Origin of the sequence: Bordetella bronchialis (assembly GCF_001676705.1) — a bacterium.
Lineage (GTDB): Bacteria > Pseudomonadota > Gammaproteobacteria > Burkholderiales > Burkholderiaceae_B > Bordetella_C > Bordetella_C bronchialis.
In genome coordinates, this window is record NZ_CP016170.1 from 1,325,049 (window position 1) to 1,338,679 (window position 13,631).

A 13,631-nucleotide genomic window follows, 5' to 3' on the forward strand; every position below is an offset into this window, starting at 1 on the left:
CCACGGCGCCCCCCCGACGGCGCCCGCCATCAGGCGCCCAGCATTTCCCGGGCATGCTGCCGCGTGGTGGCGGTGATCTTGATACCGCCCAGCATGCGGGCGATTTCCTCTACCCTTGCATCGGCATCCAGCTCCACGATGCGGGAATGCGTGGTGCCGGCTTTCTCCGCCTTGCTGACCTGGTAGTGCGCGCCGCCGCGCGCCGCGACTTGCGGCAAGTGGGTCACGCACAGCACTTGGTGGCGCTGGCCCAGTTCACCCAGCAGCCGGCCCACGACCTCGGCCACCGCGCCGCCCACGCCGCTATCGACCTCGTCGAAAATCAGGGTGGGCACGCGCGCGGCCCGGCTGGCGATCACCGATAGCGCCAGCGAGATCCGTGAAAGCTCGCCGCCCGATGCCACCTTGGCCAGCGGCCGCGGCGTGGTGCCGGCGTGGCCCGCGACCAGGAATTCCACCGTGTCGTCGCCTTGCGCCGACGGCGATGCCGCTTTTTCGACGGAGACCTCAAAGCGGCCGCCCTGCATGGCCAGCGCCTGCATGGCGTCGGTGACGAGTTTGCTCAATTCCTTGGCGGCCTTGCGGCGGGCGGCGGACAGCTTGGCCGCGGCCTTGGCGTAGTCGGCCTGGGCCGCTTCCGTCTGGGCGCGCAGCGCATCGACATCGGCGGCCGCCGCCATGTCGGCCAGTTGCGCCTGCAGGGACTCGCGCAGATCGGGCAGGGATTCCGGTTCGGTCTTGAATTTGCGCGCCAGTTCGAATACGGCGCCCAGGCGTTCTTCCGCCTGGGCCAGCCGCGCGGGGTCCAGGTCCACCCGGCTGACGTAGTTGTTCAGGTCGGAAACCGCTTCGGCGATCGCGATGCGCGCGGACTCCAGTTCGTCGCAGACGCCTTGCAGGCCCGGGTCGTGGCGCTTGAGCTGCTCCAGCACGTGCACCGCCGCCACCACGCGGCTATGGGCGGATTCGTCGTCGCCATCCAGCGCCTGCAGCGTGCGCGATGCGCCGTCCAGCAGGGATTGCGCGTGCGCCAGGCGGGTGTGCTCGGCCTGCAGGGCTTCCCACTCGCCGGGGCGCGGGTCCAGCTTGTCGAGTTCGTCCACCTGCCATTGCAGCCGCTCGCGCTCCGCCTCCAGCGAAGCGCTGTCGCGTTCGAGGCCTTCGAGCTGCCTGGCCAATTGCCGCCAGTGCTTCCAGGCTTGCGCGACCGTCTGGCGCAATTCGCCGTGGCCGCCCTGGGCATCCAGCAATTCGCGCTGGGCGTCCGGGCGCATCAGGCTCTGGTGGGCGTGCTGCCCATGGATGTCCACCAGGCTGTCGCCCAGTTCGCGCAACTGCGCGACCGTGGCGGGAACGCCATTGATGAAGGCGCGGCTGCGGCCTTGCGGGTCCACCACGCGGCGCAGCACGAGTTCTTCTTCGGCGTCGATCTCGCGCTCCGCCAGCCAGGCACGCAGGCTGTCGGGCGTGTCGAATACCGCGCTGATGTCGGCGCGCGCCGCGCCTTCGCGCAGGACGGAGGCATCGGCGCGCTCGCCCAGCGTCAGCGCCAGCGCGTCGATAAGGATGGACTTGCCGGCGCCGGTTTCGCCGGAAAACACGGTAAAGCCGGCTCCGAAATGGATGTCGGCCTTCTCCACGATTACGAAATCCCGGATATGCAGCGTGCGCAGCATGGCGGCGTCATTCTCCGCTATCCGTGGCCTGCGGCATCAGATTCCAGTGCAGCTTGCGGCGCAGAGTGGTGAAGAAACTGTAGCCTTCCGGATGCAGAAAGCGGATGGTGTGCGGGGCGCGCCGCACGACGATGCGGTCGCCGGGCTGGAGGTCGGACCAGGTCTGCATATCGAAGTGGCAGGAGGCGCCATGCTCGACGCGGCCCATGCCGGTCAGCGTCATGGCCAGTTCCCCGTTGTCGGGGATCACGATGGGCCGGTTGGACAGCGTCTGGGGCGCCACCGGGACCAGCACCATGGCCTGCAGGCCGGGATGCAGGATGGGCCCGTTGGACGACAGCGCGTAGGCCGTGGACCCGGTGGGCGTGGCGACGATCAGGCCGTCGGCGCGCTGGGTGTACATGAAGACGCCGTCCAGTTCGACGCGCACTTCGATCATGCCGCCGCGGCCCGCGCGGTTGAGCACCACGTCGTTCACGGCCGACGACGAGAACAGTTGCTGGTCGCCGCGCCAGATGCTGCCTTCCAGCAGCATGCGGTCTTCCGCCTTGAAGTTGCCTTCCAGCACGCGCGACAAGGCGTTCTTGGCGTCGTGCAGGGGGACGTCGGTGATGAAGCCGAGCCGGCCGTGGTTGACGCCGATCAGCGGCACGCCGTGCGGCGCCAGCAGCCGGGCCGCGCCCAGCATGGTGCCGTCGCCGCCCATCACCACGGCAAGGTTGGCGCGACGGCCGATCTCGTCGATGTCGGCGACGGGGAATTCCGCCAGGCCGGTGTTGTGGGACGTGTCCTTTTCGATAAGCACGCCACGGCCTTCCTCGGTCAACATCTGGGCCAAGGCGCGTAGCGGCGCGTCCAGTCCGGTGTCCTGGTATCTGCCGATGAGGGCGACAGTCGGGAAATGCATGCTGGAGGCGGGCGTCCGGTAGAGGTTTGAGCTAGGATTCAACGATTATATGGGGCCATATTTGCCTTTGCGGGACAAAATTGGCACCGTTGCAAAAAAGATTCCATAAAATAGCCACATGGACGACCGCGCACGCGCACTGCTCAAGGCGTTGATAGAACGCTATATCGCCGACGGCCAGCCGGTCGGATCGCGCACCCTTTCCAAGGTGTTCGATCTTTCGCCGGCGACCATACGGAATGTGATGGCGGACCTGGAAGAGTCCGGCCTCATCCATAGTCCGCATACCTCATCCGGGCGCATCCCCACGCCGCGCGGCTACCGGCTTTTCGTCGATTCCCTGCTGTCGGTCCGCAGCTACGACATCCAGCCCGAGCATATCCGCGAAAGCCTGCCGGCCGCCGAGCCGGCCCGCGCCGTCAACGCCGCCGCCGCGCTGCTGTCCAACCTGACGCAGTTCGCCGGCGTGGTGCTCACGCCCAAGCGGGCCCAGGTTTTCCGCCAGATCGAATTCATCCGCCTGTCGGAAAAGCGCGTGCTCCTGATCATCGTCACGCCCGACGGCGACGTGCAGAACCGCATCCTGTTCGTGCAGCGCGACTACGTCGAGCACGAACTGGTCGAGGCCGCCAACTTCTTCAACGTGCATTTCGCGGGCAAGTCCTTCGATGCGGTGCGCCGCACGCTGGCCACGGAACTGGCGCAACTGCGCGACGACATTTCCCGCCTGATGCAGGCCGCGGTGGAAGCCGGGACAGAGGCCGTGGAAGACGGCGACGCCGTGGTCATATCGGGCGAGCGCAAACTGCTGGACGTCACCGACATCGCGTCGGACATGGACCGCCTGCGCAAGATGTTCGCCCTGTTCGAAAAGAAAACCGATCTGCTCCAGCTGCTGGATGTCTCCAGCCGCGCGCAGGGCGTGCAGATCTACATCGGCGGCGATTCTCAGCTGGTCCCGCTGGAAGAGGTTTCCGTCATCACCGCGCCCTATGGCGTGGACGGCAAGGTGGTCGGCACGCTGGGCGTGATCGGTCCCACCCGCATGTCCTACGAGCGCGTCATCCCCATCGTCGACATCACGGCACGCCTGTTGTCCAACGCCCTGAGTCATAACCACAAATAGGCCGGCGGTCCCGCGGGGGACGGCATGGCTGGCGAGGTATCCGCGTGTTCCTGCGTGCGTTCAAGTATCTGTGGCCCGAACGTTTCCTTCCGGAACCGGAACGCGGAGACCCTTTCGTCGAACAGACGGCCCGCGGCCCGGGCAGGACCGGCGTGCTGCTGGTCAACCTGGGTACGCCGCAGGCGCCCACCGCCCGGGAAATCCGCCGCTACCTGGGCGAGTTCCTGGCCGACCCCCGCGTGATCGAAATCCCGCGGTATCTCTGGTGGCCGATCCTGCACGGCATCATCCTGACCTTGCGGCCCAAGAAGCTGGTGCCGCGGTATCGCGGCATCTGGATGGAAGAGGGCTCTCCCCTCATGGTCTATAGCCGCCGCCAGGCCCAGGGTCTGTCCCGGACGCTCGCCCAACGCGGGACCGGCGTGGAGGTCGCGCTCGGCATGCGCTACGGCAGTCCCTCCGTGGCGGCTGCCCTAGACGAGTTGCGCGGCCGCGGCTGCGAGCGCATCCTGGTCGTGCCCCTGTACCCGCAATACGCGGCCAGCACGACGGCGACCGCCGTGGACGCGGTGACCCGCCAGGCTGCCCGGCTGCGCGACCAGCCCGAGCTGCGCTTCATCAAGCGCTTCCATGACGATCCCGGCTATCTGGGCGCGGTCGTCGGGCGCATCGAGGACTATTGGCGCGTCCACGGCCGCCCGCAGAAGCTGGTGATGAGTTTTCACGGCCTGCCGCGCTATTCGGTCGAACTGGGCGACCCTTACTACCAGGACTGCTTGAGCACGGGGCGCCTGCTGCGCGAGCGCCTGGGCCTGGCGCCGGAGCAGGCGCCAGTGACGTTCCAGAGCCGTTTCGGGACGGCGCGCTGGCTGGAGCCCTACACCGTGCCGACGCTGATCGGACTGGCCCAGGATGGGGTGACGGAGGTCGACGTGGTCTGCCCCGGTTTCCTGGCCGATTGTCTGGAGACCCTGGAGGAAATCCAGGTCGAGGGCCGCGATGCCTTCGTCGCGGCGGGCGGCCAGCGGCTGAGGTACATCCCGGCCGTAAACGACGACGAGGCATGGATCGCCGCCCTGGCGGGACTGGTCCAGCGGAATCTGCAGGGCTGGCCCGTATAAGGGGCGCCTGCCCGCGGCCGGGCATCGCGAACGGCCGCGCCCAGAATAAAACCCGTTTGTTTTCAGTCGCTTACATCAATTCGCAAGCCGCCCGCGCTTAACCCCCCTTGAAAAGGGGGCATAGGCCCCCACAGTGCTTGCAAACCTTATTCGTTACCCCGGAGGATAGACCCCATGACGGCACAGAACGAGCCTGCCGAGAAAAGGCCCGACATCGATGCAGCGGCTGACGCGGCCGACACCGGAGCGCCCGCGGACGGCGGGGAAGGCCAGCAGGACCTGCTGGCGGCGCTGCGCGCCGAACTGGAAGCCGCCCAGGCAAAGGCGGCCGAGCACTACGACCAGCTGCTGCGTACCCGCGCCGACGCGGAAAACATCCGCCGCCGCGCGCAGGAAGACGTCTCCAAGGCGCATAAGTTCGGCATCGAGTCCTTCGCCGAAAGCCTGGTGCCGGTCAAGGACAGCCTGGAGGCCGCCCTGGCCCAGCAGGAACAGACCGTCGAGTCGATGCGCGAAGGCGTGGAAGCCACGCTCAAGCAGCTGGCCTCCGCCTTCGAACGCAACAAGCTGATGGAGATCGCGCCCGCCACCGGCGACAAGTTCGATCCGCACCAGCACCAGGCCATCTCGTCCGTCCCCTCGGAACAGCCCGCCAACACCGTCGTCCAGACCCTGCAGAAGGGCTATCTGATCGTCGACCGCGTGCTGCGCCCGGCGCTGGTCGTGGTGTCCGCGGGACAACAGAGCTAAGAGCGCCGCCGTGACCGACGCCCAGGCCTTCGACCCTTCCCAGGTATTCGAGCTGTTCGGCATGCGCCCCGTCGACAACGACGGCTTCGAGCGCGATGTGGTGCAGGCCCCGGGCGACGATCTGCGCTGCGTCTTCCTGTGGGGCACCGACTGCTACAACTGCAATCGTTTCAAGCAGGCGGCCATGCTGCACCAGGACGCCCTGCTGGCGCTGGAACTGACCTGGTTCCAGGCCGACGTGTATGCGGACGTGGCGCTGGGCCGGCGGTTCTCCCTGCATGGCGTCCCTACTTTCGTGATGTACCGGGCGGGCAAGCGCCTGGGCCGGATCACCGGCTGGCCGGGCCTGCCGCAGTTCTCCGAGGCCGTGCACCGGTTGCGGGCCGAAAAGAAGTAAAGCGTCGCGCTTGAAAACCCTGATGGCAGCCCCACTTACACGCTAACCGAGTTTTTCACTATTCAACCTAAGAACCGACCTAATTCAAGGTAATCCATCATGAGCAAGATCATCGGCATCGACCTGGGCACGACCAACAGCTGCGTGGCTGTGATGGACGGTGGGCAGGTCCGCATCATCGAAAACGCCGAAGGCGCCCGCACGACGCCTTCCATCATCGCGTACATGGACGACGGCGAGACCCTGGTCGGCGCGCCGGCCAAGCGCCAGGCCGTCACCAATCCCAAGAACACCCTGTACGCCGTCAAGCGCCTGATCGGCCGCAAGTACGACGAAAAAGAGGTGCAGAAGGACATCAACCTGATGCCCTACAAGATCACCAAGGCCGACAACGGCGACGCCTGGGTCGAAGCGCACGGCAAGAAGCTGGCGCCTCCGCAGGTGTCGGCCGAAGTGCTGCGCAAGATGAAGAAGACCGCCGAAGACTACCTGGGCGAGGAAGTCACCGAAGCCGTCATCACCGTGCCGGCGTACTTCAACGACAGCCAGCGCCAGGCCACCAAGGACGCCGGCCGCATCGCCGGCCTGGAAGTCAAGCGCATCATCAACGAGCCGACCGCGGCCGCGCTGGCTTTCGGCCTGGACAAGGCGGAAAAGGGCGACCGCAAGATTGCGGTCTATGACCTGGGCGGCGGTACCTTCGATATTTCCATCATCGAAATCGCCGACGTCGATGGCGAGAAGCAGTTCGAAGTGCTGTCCACCAACGGCGACACCTTCCTGGGCGGCGAAGACTTCGACCAGCGCATCATCGACTACATCATCGGCGAGTTCAAGAAAGAACAGGGCGTCGATCTGTCGAAGGACGTGCTGGCCCTGCAGCGCCTGAAGGAAGCGGCGGAAAAGGCCAAGATCGAGCTGTCCTCCAGCCAGCAGACCGAAATCAACCTGCCGTACATCACGGCCGATGCTTCCGGTCCCAAGCACCTGAACCTGAAGATCACGCGCGCCAAGCTGGAAGCGCTCGTGGAAGACCTGATCGAGCGCACCATCGAACCGTGCCGCACCGCCATCAAGGACGCCGGTGTCAAGGTCTCGGAAATCCATGACGTGATCCTGGTCGGCGGTATGACCCGCATGCCCAAGGTGCAGGAAAAGGTCAAGGAGTTCTTCGGCCGCGATCCGCGCAAGGACGTGAACCCGGACGAAGCCGTGGCCGCGGGCGCCGCGATCCAGGGTTCCGTGCTGTCGGGCGACCGCAAGGACGTGCTGCTGCTGGACGTCACGCCGCTGTCCCTGGGTATCGAAACCCTGGGCGGTGTCATGACCAAGATGATCCAGAAGAACACGACCATCCCGACGCGGTTCTCGCAGACGTTCTCCACGGCCGACGACAACCAGCCGGCGGTGACCATCAAGGTATTCCAGGGCGAACGCGAAATCGCCGTGGGCAACAAGGCCTTGGGCGAGTTCAACCTGGAAGGCATTCCGCCGGCCCCGCGCGGCGTGCCGCAGATCGAGGTGACCTTCGACATCGACGCCAACGGCATCTTGCACGTATCCGCGAAGGACAAGGGCACCGGCAAGGAAAACAAGATCACCATCAAGGCGAACTCGGGTCTGTCGGAAGAAGAGATCCAGCGCATGGTGAAGGACGCCGAAGCGAACGCGGACGAGGATCACCGCCTGGCCGAACTGGCGCAGGCGCGCAACCAGGCCGACGGGCTGGTGCACGCCACGCGCAAGTCCTTGACCGAGTACGGCGACAAGCTCGACGCGTCCGAAAAGGAAAGCATCGAAGCCGCGATCAAGGACCTGGAAGCCACCCTGAAGGATGGCGACAAGGCCGCGATCGACGCCAAGGTGCAGGCGCTGTCCACCGCGTCGCAAAAGCTGGGCGAAAAGATGTACGCCGACATGCAGGCCCAGCAGGCCGCGCAGCAGCAGTCGGCGGCGGACAACGCCAAGCCGGCCGACGACAACGTGGTCGACGCCGACTTCAAGGAAGTGAAGCGCGACCAGTGATGAACCGCTGCAGCGCATGACGGTGTAAACGCCCGGGCCCGGATTTTTTCCGGTCCCGGGCGCGGTCGTATGGAAGCAGGGTTTTGGTCGGCGCGGGTCCGCCCCGGCGGCGCCCTCGCAAGAAGAAAAGCCTCTGGAAGATCATGGCAAAACGTGACTATTACGAGATCCTGGGTGTTGCCAAGAACGCCTCGGACGATGACATCAAAAAGGCCTATCGCAAGCTTGCGATGAAGTACCATCCGGACCGCAATCCGGATAACAAAGAGGCCGAGGAAAAGTTCAAGGAAGCCAAAGAGGCCTACGAGGTCCTGACCGACGAGCAGAAGCGCGCCGCCTATGACCGCTACGGCCACGCCGGCGTCGATCCCAATGCCGCCGGCGGCATGGGGGCGGGCATGGGTGGCGGATTCGCCGATGCCTTCGGCGACATCTTCGGCGAAATCTTCGGCGGCGCCGCGCGCCGCGGCGGCGGTCCGCAGGTGTACCGCGGCGCCGACCTGAAGTACGCGCTGGAAATCACCTTGGAGCAGGCGGCCCATGGCTTCGACACGGAGATCCGTGTGCCCAGCTGGGAAAACTGCGAGGTCTGCCACGGCAGCGGCGCCAAGCCCGGTACCACGCCCAAGACCTGCCGCACCTGCGGCGGCTCCGGCGCGGTGCGCATGCAGCAGGGTTTCTTCAGCGTCCAGCAGACCTGCCCCACCTGCCACGGCAGCGGCAAGGAAATCACCGACCCCTGCGCCAATTGCGATGGCGTCGGCCGCATCCGCCGCAACAAGACCCTGCAGGTGAAGATCCCCGCCGGCATCGACGACGGCATGCGTATCCGCTCGGCGGGTAATGGCGAGCCGGGCCTGAACGGCGGCCCGCCGGGGGATCTCTATGTGGAAATCCACCTCAAGCCGCACAAGATCTTCCAGCGGGACGGCGACGACCTGCACTGCGAACTGACCATCCCGTTCACGACCGCGGCGCTGGGCGGCGACCTGCAGGTGCCCACGCTGGGCGGCAAGGCGGAAATCACCATCCCGGAGGGCACCCAGTCGGGCAAGACCTTCCGTCTGCGCGGCAAGGGCATCCGCGGCGTGCGCGGCAGCTATCCGGGCGACCTGTATTGCCATGTCGTGGTGGAAACGCCGGTACGCCTGAGCGAAGAGCAAAAGAGCATCCTGCGGCAGTTCGAGGCTTCGCTGAACGACGGCGGTGACCGTCATTCGCCCCAGAGCAAGTCCTGGACGGACCGCGTGAAGGAGTTCTTCAGCTGATCGTCCGCCGGCTTATCGGCGGCAGCAAAACAAAAAGCCGGGCTCTCAAGAGGCCCGGCTTTTTTGCGTGCGTCGCGTGGCCTGCCCGGTCGCGGCCGGCCCATCCGCGGACGCTACGCTAGTCCACCTTGGCGCCGACTTCCTTCACGACCTTGCCGTACTTGGGAATATCGGCATTGATCTGCGCCTGCATCGCTTCCGGCGTGACGGCGACCGGCTCCGCGCCCAGGGTGGCGTAGACGGACTTGACCTCGTCGCTGTTGGCGGCCTCGTTGAAGGCCTCGTTCAGGCGCTTGACGATGGCGGGCGGCAGGTTGGCGGGTCCGAGGACACCGTTGTACAGCACGACCTCCGCCGCCGGGACGCCCGCTTCGGCGATGGTGGGCACGTCCGGCGCGGCGGCGATGCGCTTGGGCGTGCTGACCGCCAGGGCGCGCAGCTTGCCGGCCTTCACCTGCGAAATGGCGGGCGGCATGCTGCTCCACGCATAGGCCACGTCGCCCGACAGCAGCGCCTGGATGATGGGGGCGCTGCCCTTGTAGGGAATGTGGACCGCCTGCACGTTCGCCGCCCGGTCCATCATTTCGCTGGCCAGGTGGATGATGGTGCCGTTGCCCGAGGAGCCATAGGCATAGCCGCCGGGCTTGGATGCCAACATCGCGATCAGCTCCTTGACGTTCTGCGCCGGGGAATCGGCCTTGACCACCAGCATCAGCGGCGAGCTCGAGACCAGCGAGATCGGCGTGAAGCTCTTGACCGTATCGAAGGGCAGCTTGGGATACAGGCTGGCGTTGATGGCATGCGTGGTCGTGTCCTGCAATAGCAGGGTGTAGCCGTCGGGCGCCGAGCGGGCAACCGTATCGGCCGCAATGGTGGTCCCCGCGCCGGGACGGTTTTCCACCACGATGTTCTGCTTCAGGATAGTGCTGGCCTTGGAGGCCACCGTGCGCGCGATCACATCCGAAATGCCGCCGGGCGGAAAGCCCACCAGCAGGCGGATCGGGCGATTGGGATAGTCGTCGGCCTGGGCCAGGGCGGCCGTGCTGGCCGACAGCGCGAACAGGCAGGCGAAGGCGCTGAGAAGACTGCGGGTACGCATAAAAACTCCGAACTGATAGATTGACTAGGGCAATAACGCGGTGCCCCGAAGGCGTGCCGCGCATGAATCTGGACGATCGTCCTTTGTTTTCCCCCGTTGCCCTGACCCCTTGATTTTGTCGGCGCGGCGCATCGCCCTTGCGGGAATGCACCGCTGTCCGGATGCCACTCGTTATGTCGCGACGGGTATTCAGGCTTGCTGGGCCATATACCAATCGAGTATCTGCGCGCCGGTCATGAACTTCACCTTGTCGTGGCCGGCGATGTAGGCCAGCGCTTCCTCGAAATACTTGATGCGGTGCGGGACGCCGCTCAGGAAGGGATGGACCGCGATGCCCATGACCCGCACGTGTTCCGTGCCTTCCTGGTACAGGCGGTCGAAGGTGTCCTTCACGCGGATAAGCAGCTCGTCCGAGGAATGATGCTGGACCGCGACGACCGGGATGTCATTCAGTTCCAGGGCATACGGCATCGCCACCATATCGCCCGTCGCCGTCCTTACCTTGGCCGGCTGGTCGTCCAGGCACCAGTCGCCGATATAGCGGATGCCTGCCTCATGCAGGTAATCGACGGTCTCCAGTGTCTGCGTCAGGCCCGGTCCCAGCCAGCCGACCGGCTTCTTGCCGGTGAACTGTTCGATGGTCTCCACCGTGCGCTCGATCATGGCACGCTGGTCCTCGACCTGGTGCGTGGGCATCTGGATGAAGCCATGGCCCATGAACTCCCAGCCGGACTTGTGGGCTTCTTCCGCGACGCGCGGATAGTTCAGGCAGACGCTGCCGTTGATGGACAGGGTGGGCACGATGCCCAGGCGGTCCAGGGCGGCCTTCAGCCGCCAGAAGCCGACACGCATGCCGTACTCATGCCAGGCCCAGTTGGCGATATCGGGAAGGGCGGTGACGCCGGTGGGCGGGGGCAGGACCTGGCGCGGCATGTAGCGGTCGATCTGCCAGTCCTCGACGTTGACGATGGGCCAGACGATCACGCGCGCGCCGTCGGGTGGCGTGAGCTTCTTGCGATCGATGATCGCGGAATAGTCGATGCGTTCCTTGGGTATCATGAATAGTCCATATAATGGATGTTTGACCCGGGCATTCCGCCTCTGTATTGTTTAGGCCAAATGTATTTACCGGTAAAACGCGTGTCAACGCGCGCCCTGAAAGTATCCATATTCTGGAAAATTGCGTCGTGGTAAACCCTGAGCCATCGCTGCCGCAGGACGCGGGGGACGTTCTCGTCCCCGGTCCCGGCCTGGCCGGGACCGCCGCCCCGGCCGGCACGCAGGCCATCCGCCGCGTGGTCCATGTGCTCAAGACCCTGGCCCAGCACCAGGAAACCGGCCTGCGCTTCGTGGACGTGGCGCGCCTGTGCGGCCTGGAAGCGCCTACCGCGCATCGCATGCTTAAGGCCCTCGTGGCCGAAGGCATGGTGTCGCGGGATGCGCGCGCGCGGCGCTACCGTTTGGGCACCCTGGTATTCGAGCTGGGACTGGTGGCGGCGCCGCAGTTCAATCTGCGGGAATTGTGCGCCGCGTCGCTCCAGCGCCTGGCGGAGGCCACCGGGGACACCGCATTTCTCTTCATCCGCCGGGGCAACGACGCGGTATGTATCAGCCGCGTGCAGGGCAACTACCCCATCCAGACGCCGGTCGTCACCGTGGGCAGCCGGCAGCCGCTGGGGGTGAACGCGGGTGGGCTGGCCATCCTGCTGGCCCTGGCCCCGGCAGAAGTCGATCGCGTGGTGGAAGCCATCCGGCCGCGTATCGGCGCCTACGGCGAGCTGGACGAGCGCGACCTGCGCGAAGCCGTGGCGGCGGGACGCGCGCAGGGCTATGCCGCGATCGGCGAGAAGGCCGTGCCCGGCGTGACGGCCATCGGCCTGGCGGTGCGCAATCCTTTCGGCGCCCCGGTGGCGGCGCTGGCCATCGCGGCGATCTCCAGCCGCATGACCCCCGCGCGGCAGGCCGCGCTGTACCCCTTGCTACGCAACGAAGTGAACGTAATCGGAACCCTCTTGTATCGGTGACCCCATGACTGAAGCGACTACCACGCCGGCCAACCTCGAGCCCGGCAATCCCGGCGGCGCGTTCGCGCCGGAAGGCCGGTTCGATCTTCCCGGCGCTGCCGGCGGGCCGCTGGCGCGGCTGCGCGTCGGCGTAAAGGACATGATCGACATCCAGGGCCGGGTCACCGGCGCGGGCAACCCCGATTGGCGCGCCACCCATGGGCCGGCCGAACGGCATGCGCCCGTGGTGGCGCAATTGCTGGCGGCCGGGGCGGACATCGTCGGCAAGACCCTGACCGACGAACTGGCCTACAGCCTGAACGGGGAAAACTTCCACTACGGAACGCCGGTCAATCCCGTGACGCCGGATCGCATCCCCGGGGGCTCCTCCTGCGGATCCGCCGTGGCGGCCGCCAGCGGCCTGTGCGATATCGGCCTGGGTACGGACACGGCGGGGTCCATCCGCCTGCCCGCCACCTTCTGCGGCGCCTGGGGTTTCCGGCCCACGCATGGGGCGGTCTCCAGCGAGGGCGTGGTGCCGCTGGCGCCCAGCTATGACGTGGTGGGCTGGATCACCCGGGACGCGGACACCCTGGCGCGGGTCGGCCAGGCCTTGCTGTCCGGCGACACCGGCTTGCCGGGCCGCCTGCTGCTGGCCGACGACGCCTGGTCGCTGGCATCCGATGCGGTACGGCAAGGGCTGGAGGCGCCGCGTGCCGCCCTGATGGCGCGCTTTGGCGCCGTGGAACAGGTGACGCTCGCCCAGGAGGGCCTGCTGGCCTGGCAGCAGATATTCCGCGTGATACAGGGGCGGGAAGTCTGGGCCGCGCACGGCGACTGGATCGCCCGCCATGCGCCGCGCTTCGGGCCGGACATCGGCGAGCGCTTCAAATGGGCGTCGACCATCGCCGCCGACGAAGCCGCGGCCGCGGCCGTGGAACGCCGGCGCATCGCCGCCCGCCTGGACGAGCTGCTGCAGGATGCCGTCCTTTGCATACCGACCGTGTCCTTCGTGGCGCCGGTGAAGGGCTCTTCCACGGCTGCGGAGGACCGCACCCGCGCCCTGTGCCTATTGTGCATCGCCAGCCTGGCGGGGCTGCCGCAGCTGACCATGCCGGCCATGGCGGGGAACCGATGCGCCGTCGGCCTGTCCCTGATAGCAGCCCGTGGCCGTGACCGGGCCTTGTTGGAACAGGCTGCCCGCTGGGCAGCGTGACGCGGCGATACACTGGCGGGCCGGCGACCGGCTCGCCGCGGTC

The 13,631-nt window shown here is 66.5% G+C and carries 12 protein-coding genes; 8 read left to right on the forward strand and 4 right to left on the reverse strand.

Features of this window, described 5'->3' with window-relative positions; genetic code table 11:
- Window positions 1-29: 29 nt before the first annotated feature.
- Together recN and BAU06_RS05880 are read right to left on the reverse strand one after the other, a co-directional pair.
- The gene (gene recN, locus BAU06_RS05875) at window positions 30-1,676 is read right to left on the reverse strand and encodes a DNA repair protein RecN (protein WP_066345481.1); all 1,647 of its coding nucleotides are present in this window, start codon (window positions 1,674-1,676) and stop codon (window positions 30-32) included.
- Between the two features lie 7 nt (window positions 1,677-1,683).
- Entirely contained in the window at window positions 1,684-2,583 is a 900-nt protein-coding gene (locus BAU06_RS05880) for an NAD kinase (RefSeq protein ID WP_066345483.1), read from the reverse strand.
- Between the two features lie 118 nt (window positions 2,584-2,701).
- On the opposite strand from BAU06_RS05880, the gene hrcA reads away from it, so the two are divergent.
- The 6 genes from hrcA to dnaJ all read left to right on the forward strand — a co-directional run bounded on the left by hrcA (window position 2,702) and on the right by dnaJ (window position 9,270).
- Window positions 2,702-3,709, forward strand: coding sequence for a heat-inducible transcriptional repressor HrcA (hrcA, locus tag BAU06_RS05885; protein WP_066345485.1), 1,008 nt, complete (start codon window positions 2,702-2,704; stop codon window positions 3,707-3,709).
- Window positions 3,710-3,753: 44 nt separating this feature from the next.
- Window positions 3,754-4,830 carry a ferrochelatase gene (gene hemH, locus BAU06_RS05890; RefSeq protein ID WP_066345486.1) on the forward strand — a complete coding sequence of 359 codons (1,077 nt, stop codon included), beginning with the start codon at window positions 3,754-3,756 and terminating at the stop codon, window positions 4,828-4,830.
- Window positions 4,831-5,004: 174 nt separating this feature from the next.
- Entirely contained in the window at window positions 5,005-5,580 is a 576-nt protein-coding gene (gene grpE / locus BAU06_RS05895; protein ID WP_066345488.1) for a nucleotide exchange factor GrpE, read from the forward strand.
- A 61-nt stretch (window positions 5,581-5,641) separates the two neighbouring features.
- Window positions 5,642-5,977 carry a thioredoxin family protein gene (locus tag BAU06_RS05900; RefSeq protein WP_066358201.1) on the forward strand — a complete coding sequence of 112 codons (336 nt, stop codon included), beginning with the start codon at window positions 5,642-5,644 and terminating at the stop codon, window positions 5,975-5,977.
- 99 nt (window positions 5,978-6,076) lie between these two features.
- Window positions 6,077-8,002: a molecular chaperone DnaK gene (dnaK, locus tag BAU06_RS05905; protein ID WP_066345490.1), complete on the forward strand. Its 1,926-nt coding sequence runs from the start codon at window positions 6,077-6,079 to the stop codon at window positions 8,000-8,002.
- A 143-nt stretch (window positions 8,003-8,145) separates the two neighbouring features.
- On the forward strand, window positions 8,146-9,270 hold the full coding sequence (gene dnaJ, locus BAU06_RS05910; protein ID WP_066358208.1) for a molecular chaperone DnaJ: 1,125 nt from the start codon (window positions 8,146-8,148) through the stop codon (window positions 9,268-9,270).
- A 118-nt stretch (window positions 9,271-9,388) separates the two neighbouring features.
- Here dnaJ and BAU06_RS05915 read toward each other — a convergent pair whose 3' ends face one another.
- Both BAU06_RS05915 and BAU06_RS05920 read right to left on the reverse strand, forming a co-directional pair.
- Entirely contained in the window at window positions 9,389-10,369 is a 981-nt protein-coding gene (locus BAU06_RS05915) for a Bug family tripartite tricarboxylate transporter substrate binding protein (RefSeq protein WP_066345492.1), read from the reverse strand.
- Between the two features lie 189 nt (window positions 10,370-10,558).
- Window positions 10,559-11,428: a polysaccharide deacetylase family protein gene (locus tag BAU06_RS05920; protein WP_066345494.1), complete on the reverse strand. Its 870-nt coding sequence runs from the start codon at window positions 11,426-11,428 to the stop codon at window positions 10,559-10,561.
- Window positions 11,429-11,556: 128 nt separating this feature from the next.
- Here BAU06_RS05920 and BAU06_RS05925 point away from each other — a divergent pair, with 128 nt between their 5' ends.
- On the forward strand, window positions 11,557-12,393 hold the full coding sequence (locus tag BAU06_RS05925; protein ID WP_231934005.1) for an IclR family transcriptional regulator: 837 nt from the start codon (window positions 11,557-11,559) through the stop codon (window positions 12,391-12,393).
- 4 nt (window positions 12,394-12,397) lie between these two features.
- Entirely contained in the window at window positions 12,398-13,588 is a 1,191-nt protein-coding gene (locus tag BAU06_RS05930; RefSeq protein ID WP_066345500.1) for an amidase, read from the forward strand.
- The last annotated feature ends 43 nt before the right edge of the window (window positions 13,589-13,631 follow it).

Bases quoted from the DNA above. Each gene is read 5' to 3' on its own strand.
- recN (WP_066345481.1), bottom strand. From the start codon at position 1,676: ATGCTGCGCACGCTGCATATCCGGGATTTCGTAATCGTGGAGAAGGCC.
- BAU06_RS05880 (WP_066345483.1), bottom strand. From the start codon at position 2,583: ATGCATTTCCCGACTGTCGCCCTCATCGGCAGATACCAGGACACCGGA.
- hrcA (WP_066345485.1), top strand. From the start codon at position 2,702: ATGGACGACCGCGCACGCGCACTGCTCAAGGCGTTGATAGAACGCTAT.
- grpE (WP_066345488.1), top strand. From the start codon at position 5,005: ATGACGGCACAGAACGAGCCTGCCGAGAAAAGGCCCGACATCGATGCA.
- BAU06_RS05900 (WP_066358201.1), top strand. From the start codon at position 5,642: ATGCGCCCCGTCGACAACGACGGCTTCGAGCGCGATGTGGTGCAGGCC.
- dnaK (WP_066345490.1), top strand. From the start codon at position 6,077: ATGAGCAAGATCATCGGCATCGACCTGGGCACGACCAACAGCTGCGTG.
- dnaJ (WP_066358208.1), top strand. From the start codon at position 8,146: ATGGCAAAACGTGACTATTACGAGATCCTGGGTGTTGCCAAGAACGCC.
- BAU06_RS05915 (WP_066345492.1), bottom strand. From the start codon at position 10,369: ATGCGTACCCGCAGTCTTCTCAGCGCCTTCGCCTGCCTGTTCGCGCTG.
- BAU06_RS05920 (WP_066345494.1), bottom strand. From the start codon at position 11,428: ATGATACCCAAGGAACGCATCGACTATTCCGCGATCATCGATCGCAAG.
- BAU06_RS05930 (WP_066345500.1), top strand. From the start codon at position 12,398: ATGACTGAAGCGACTACCACGCCGGCCAACCTCGAGCCCGGCAATCCC.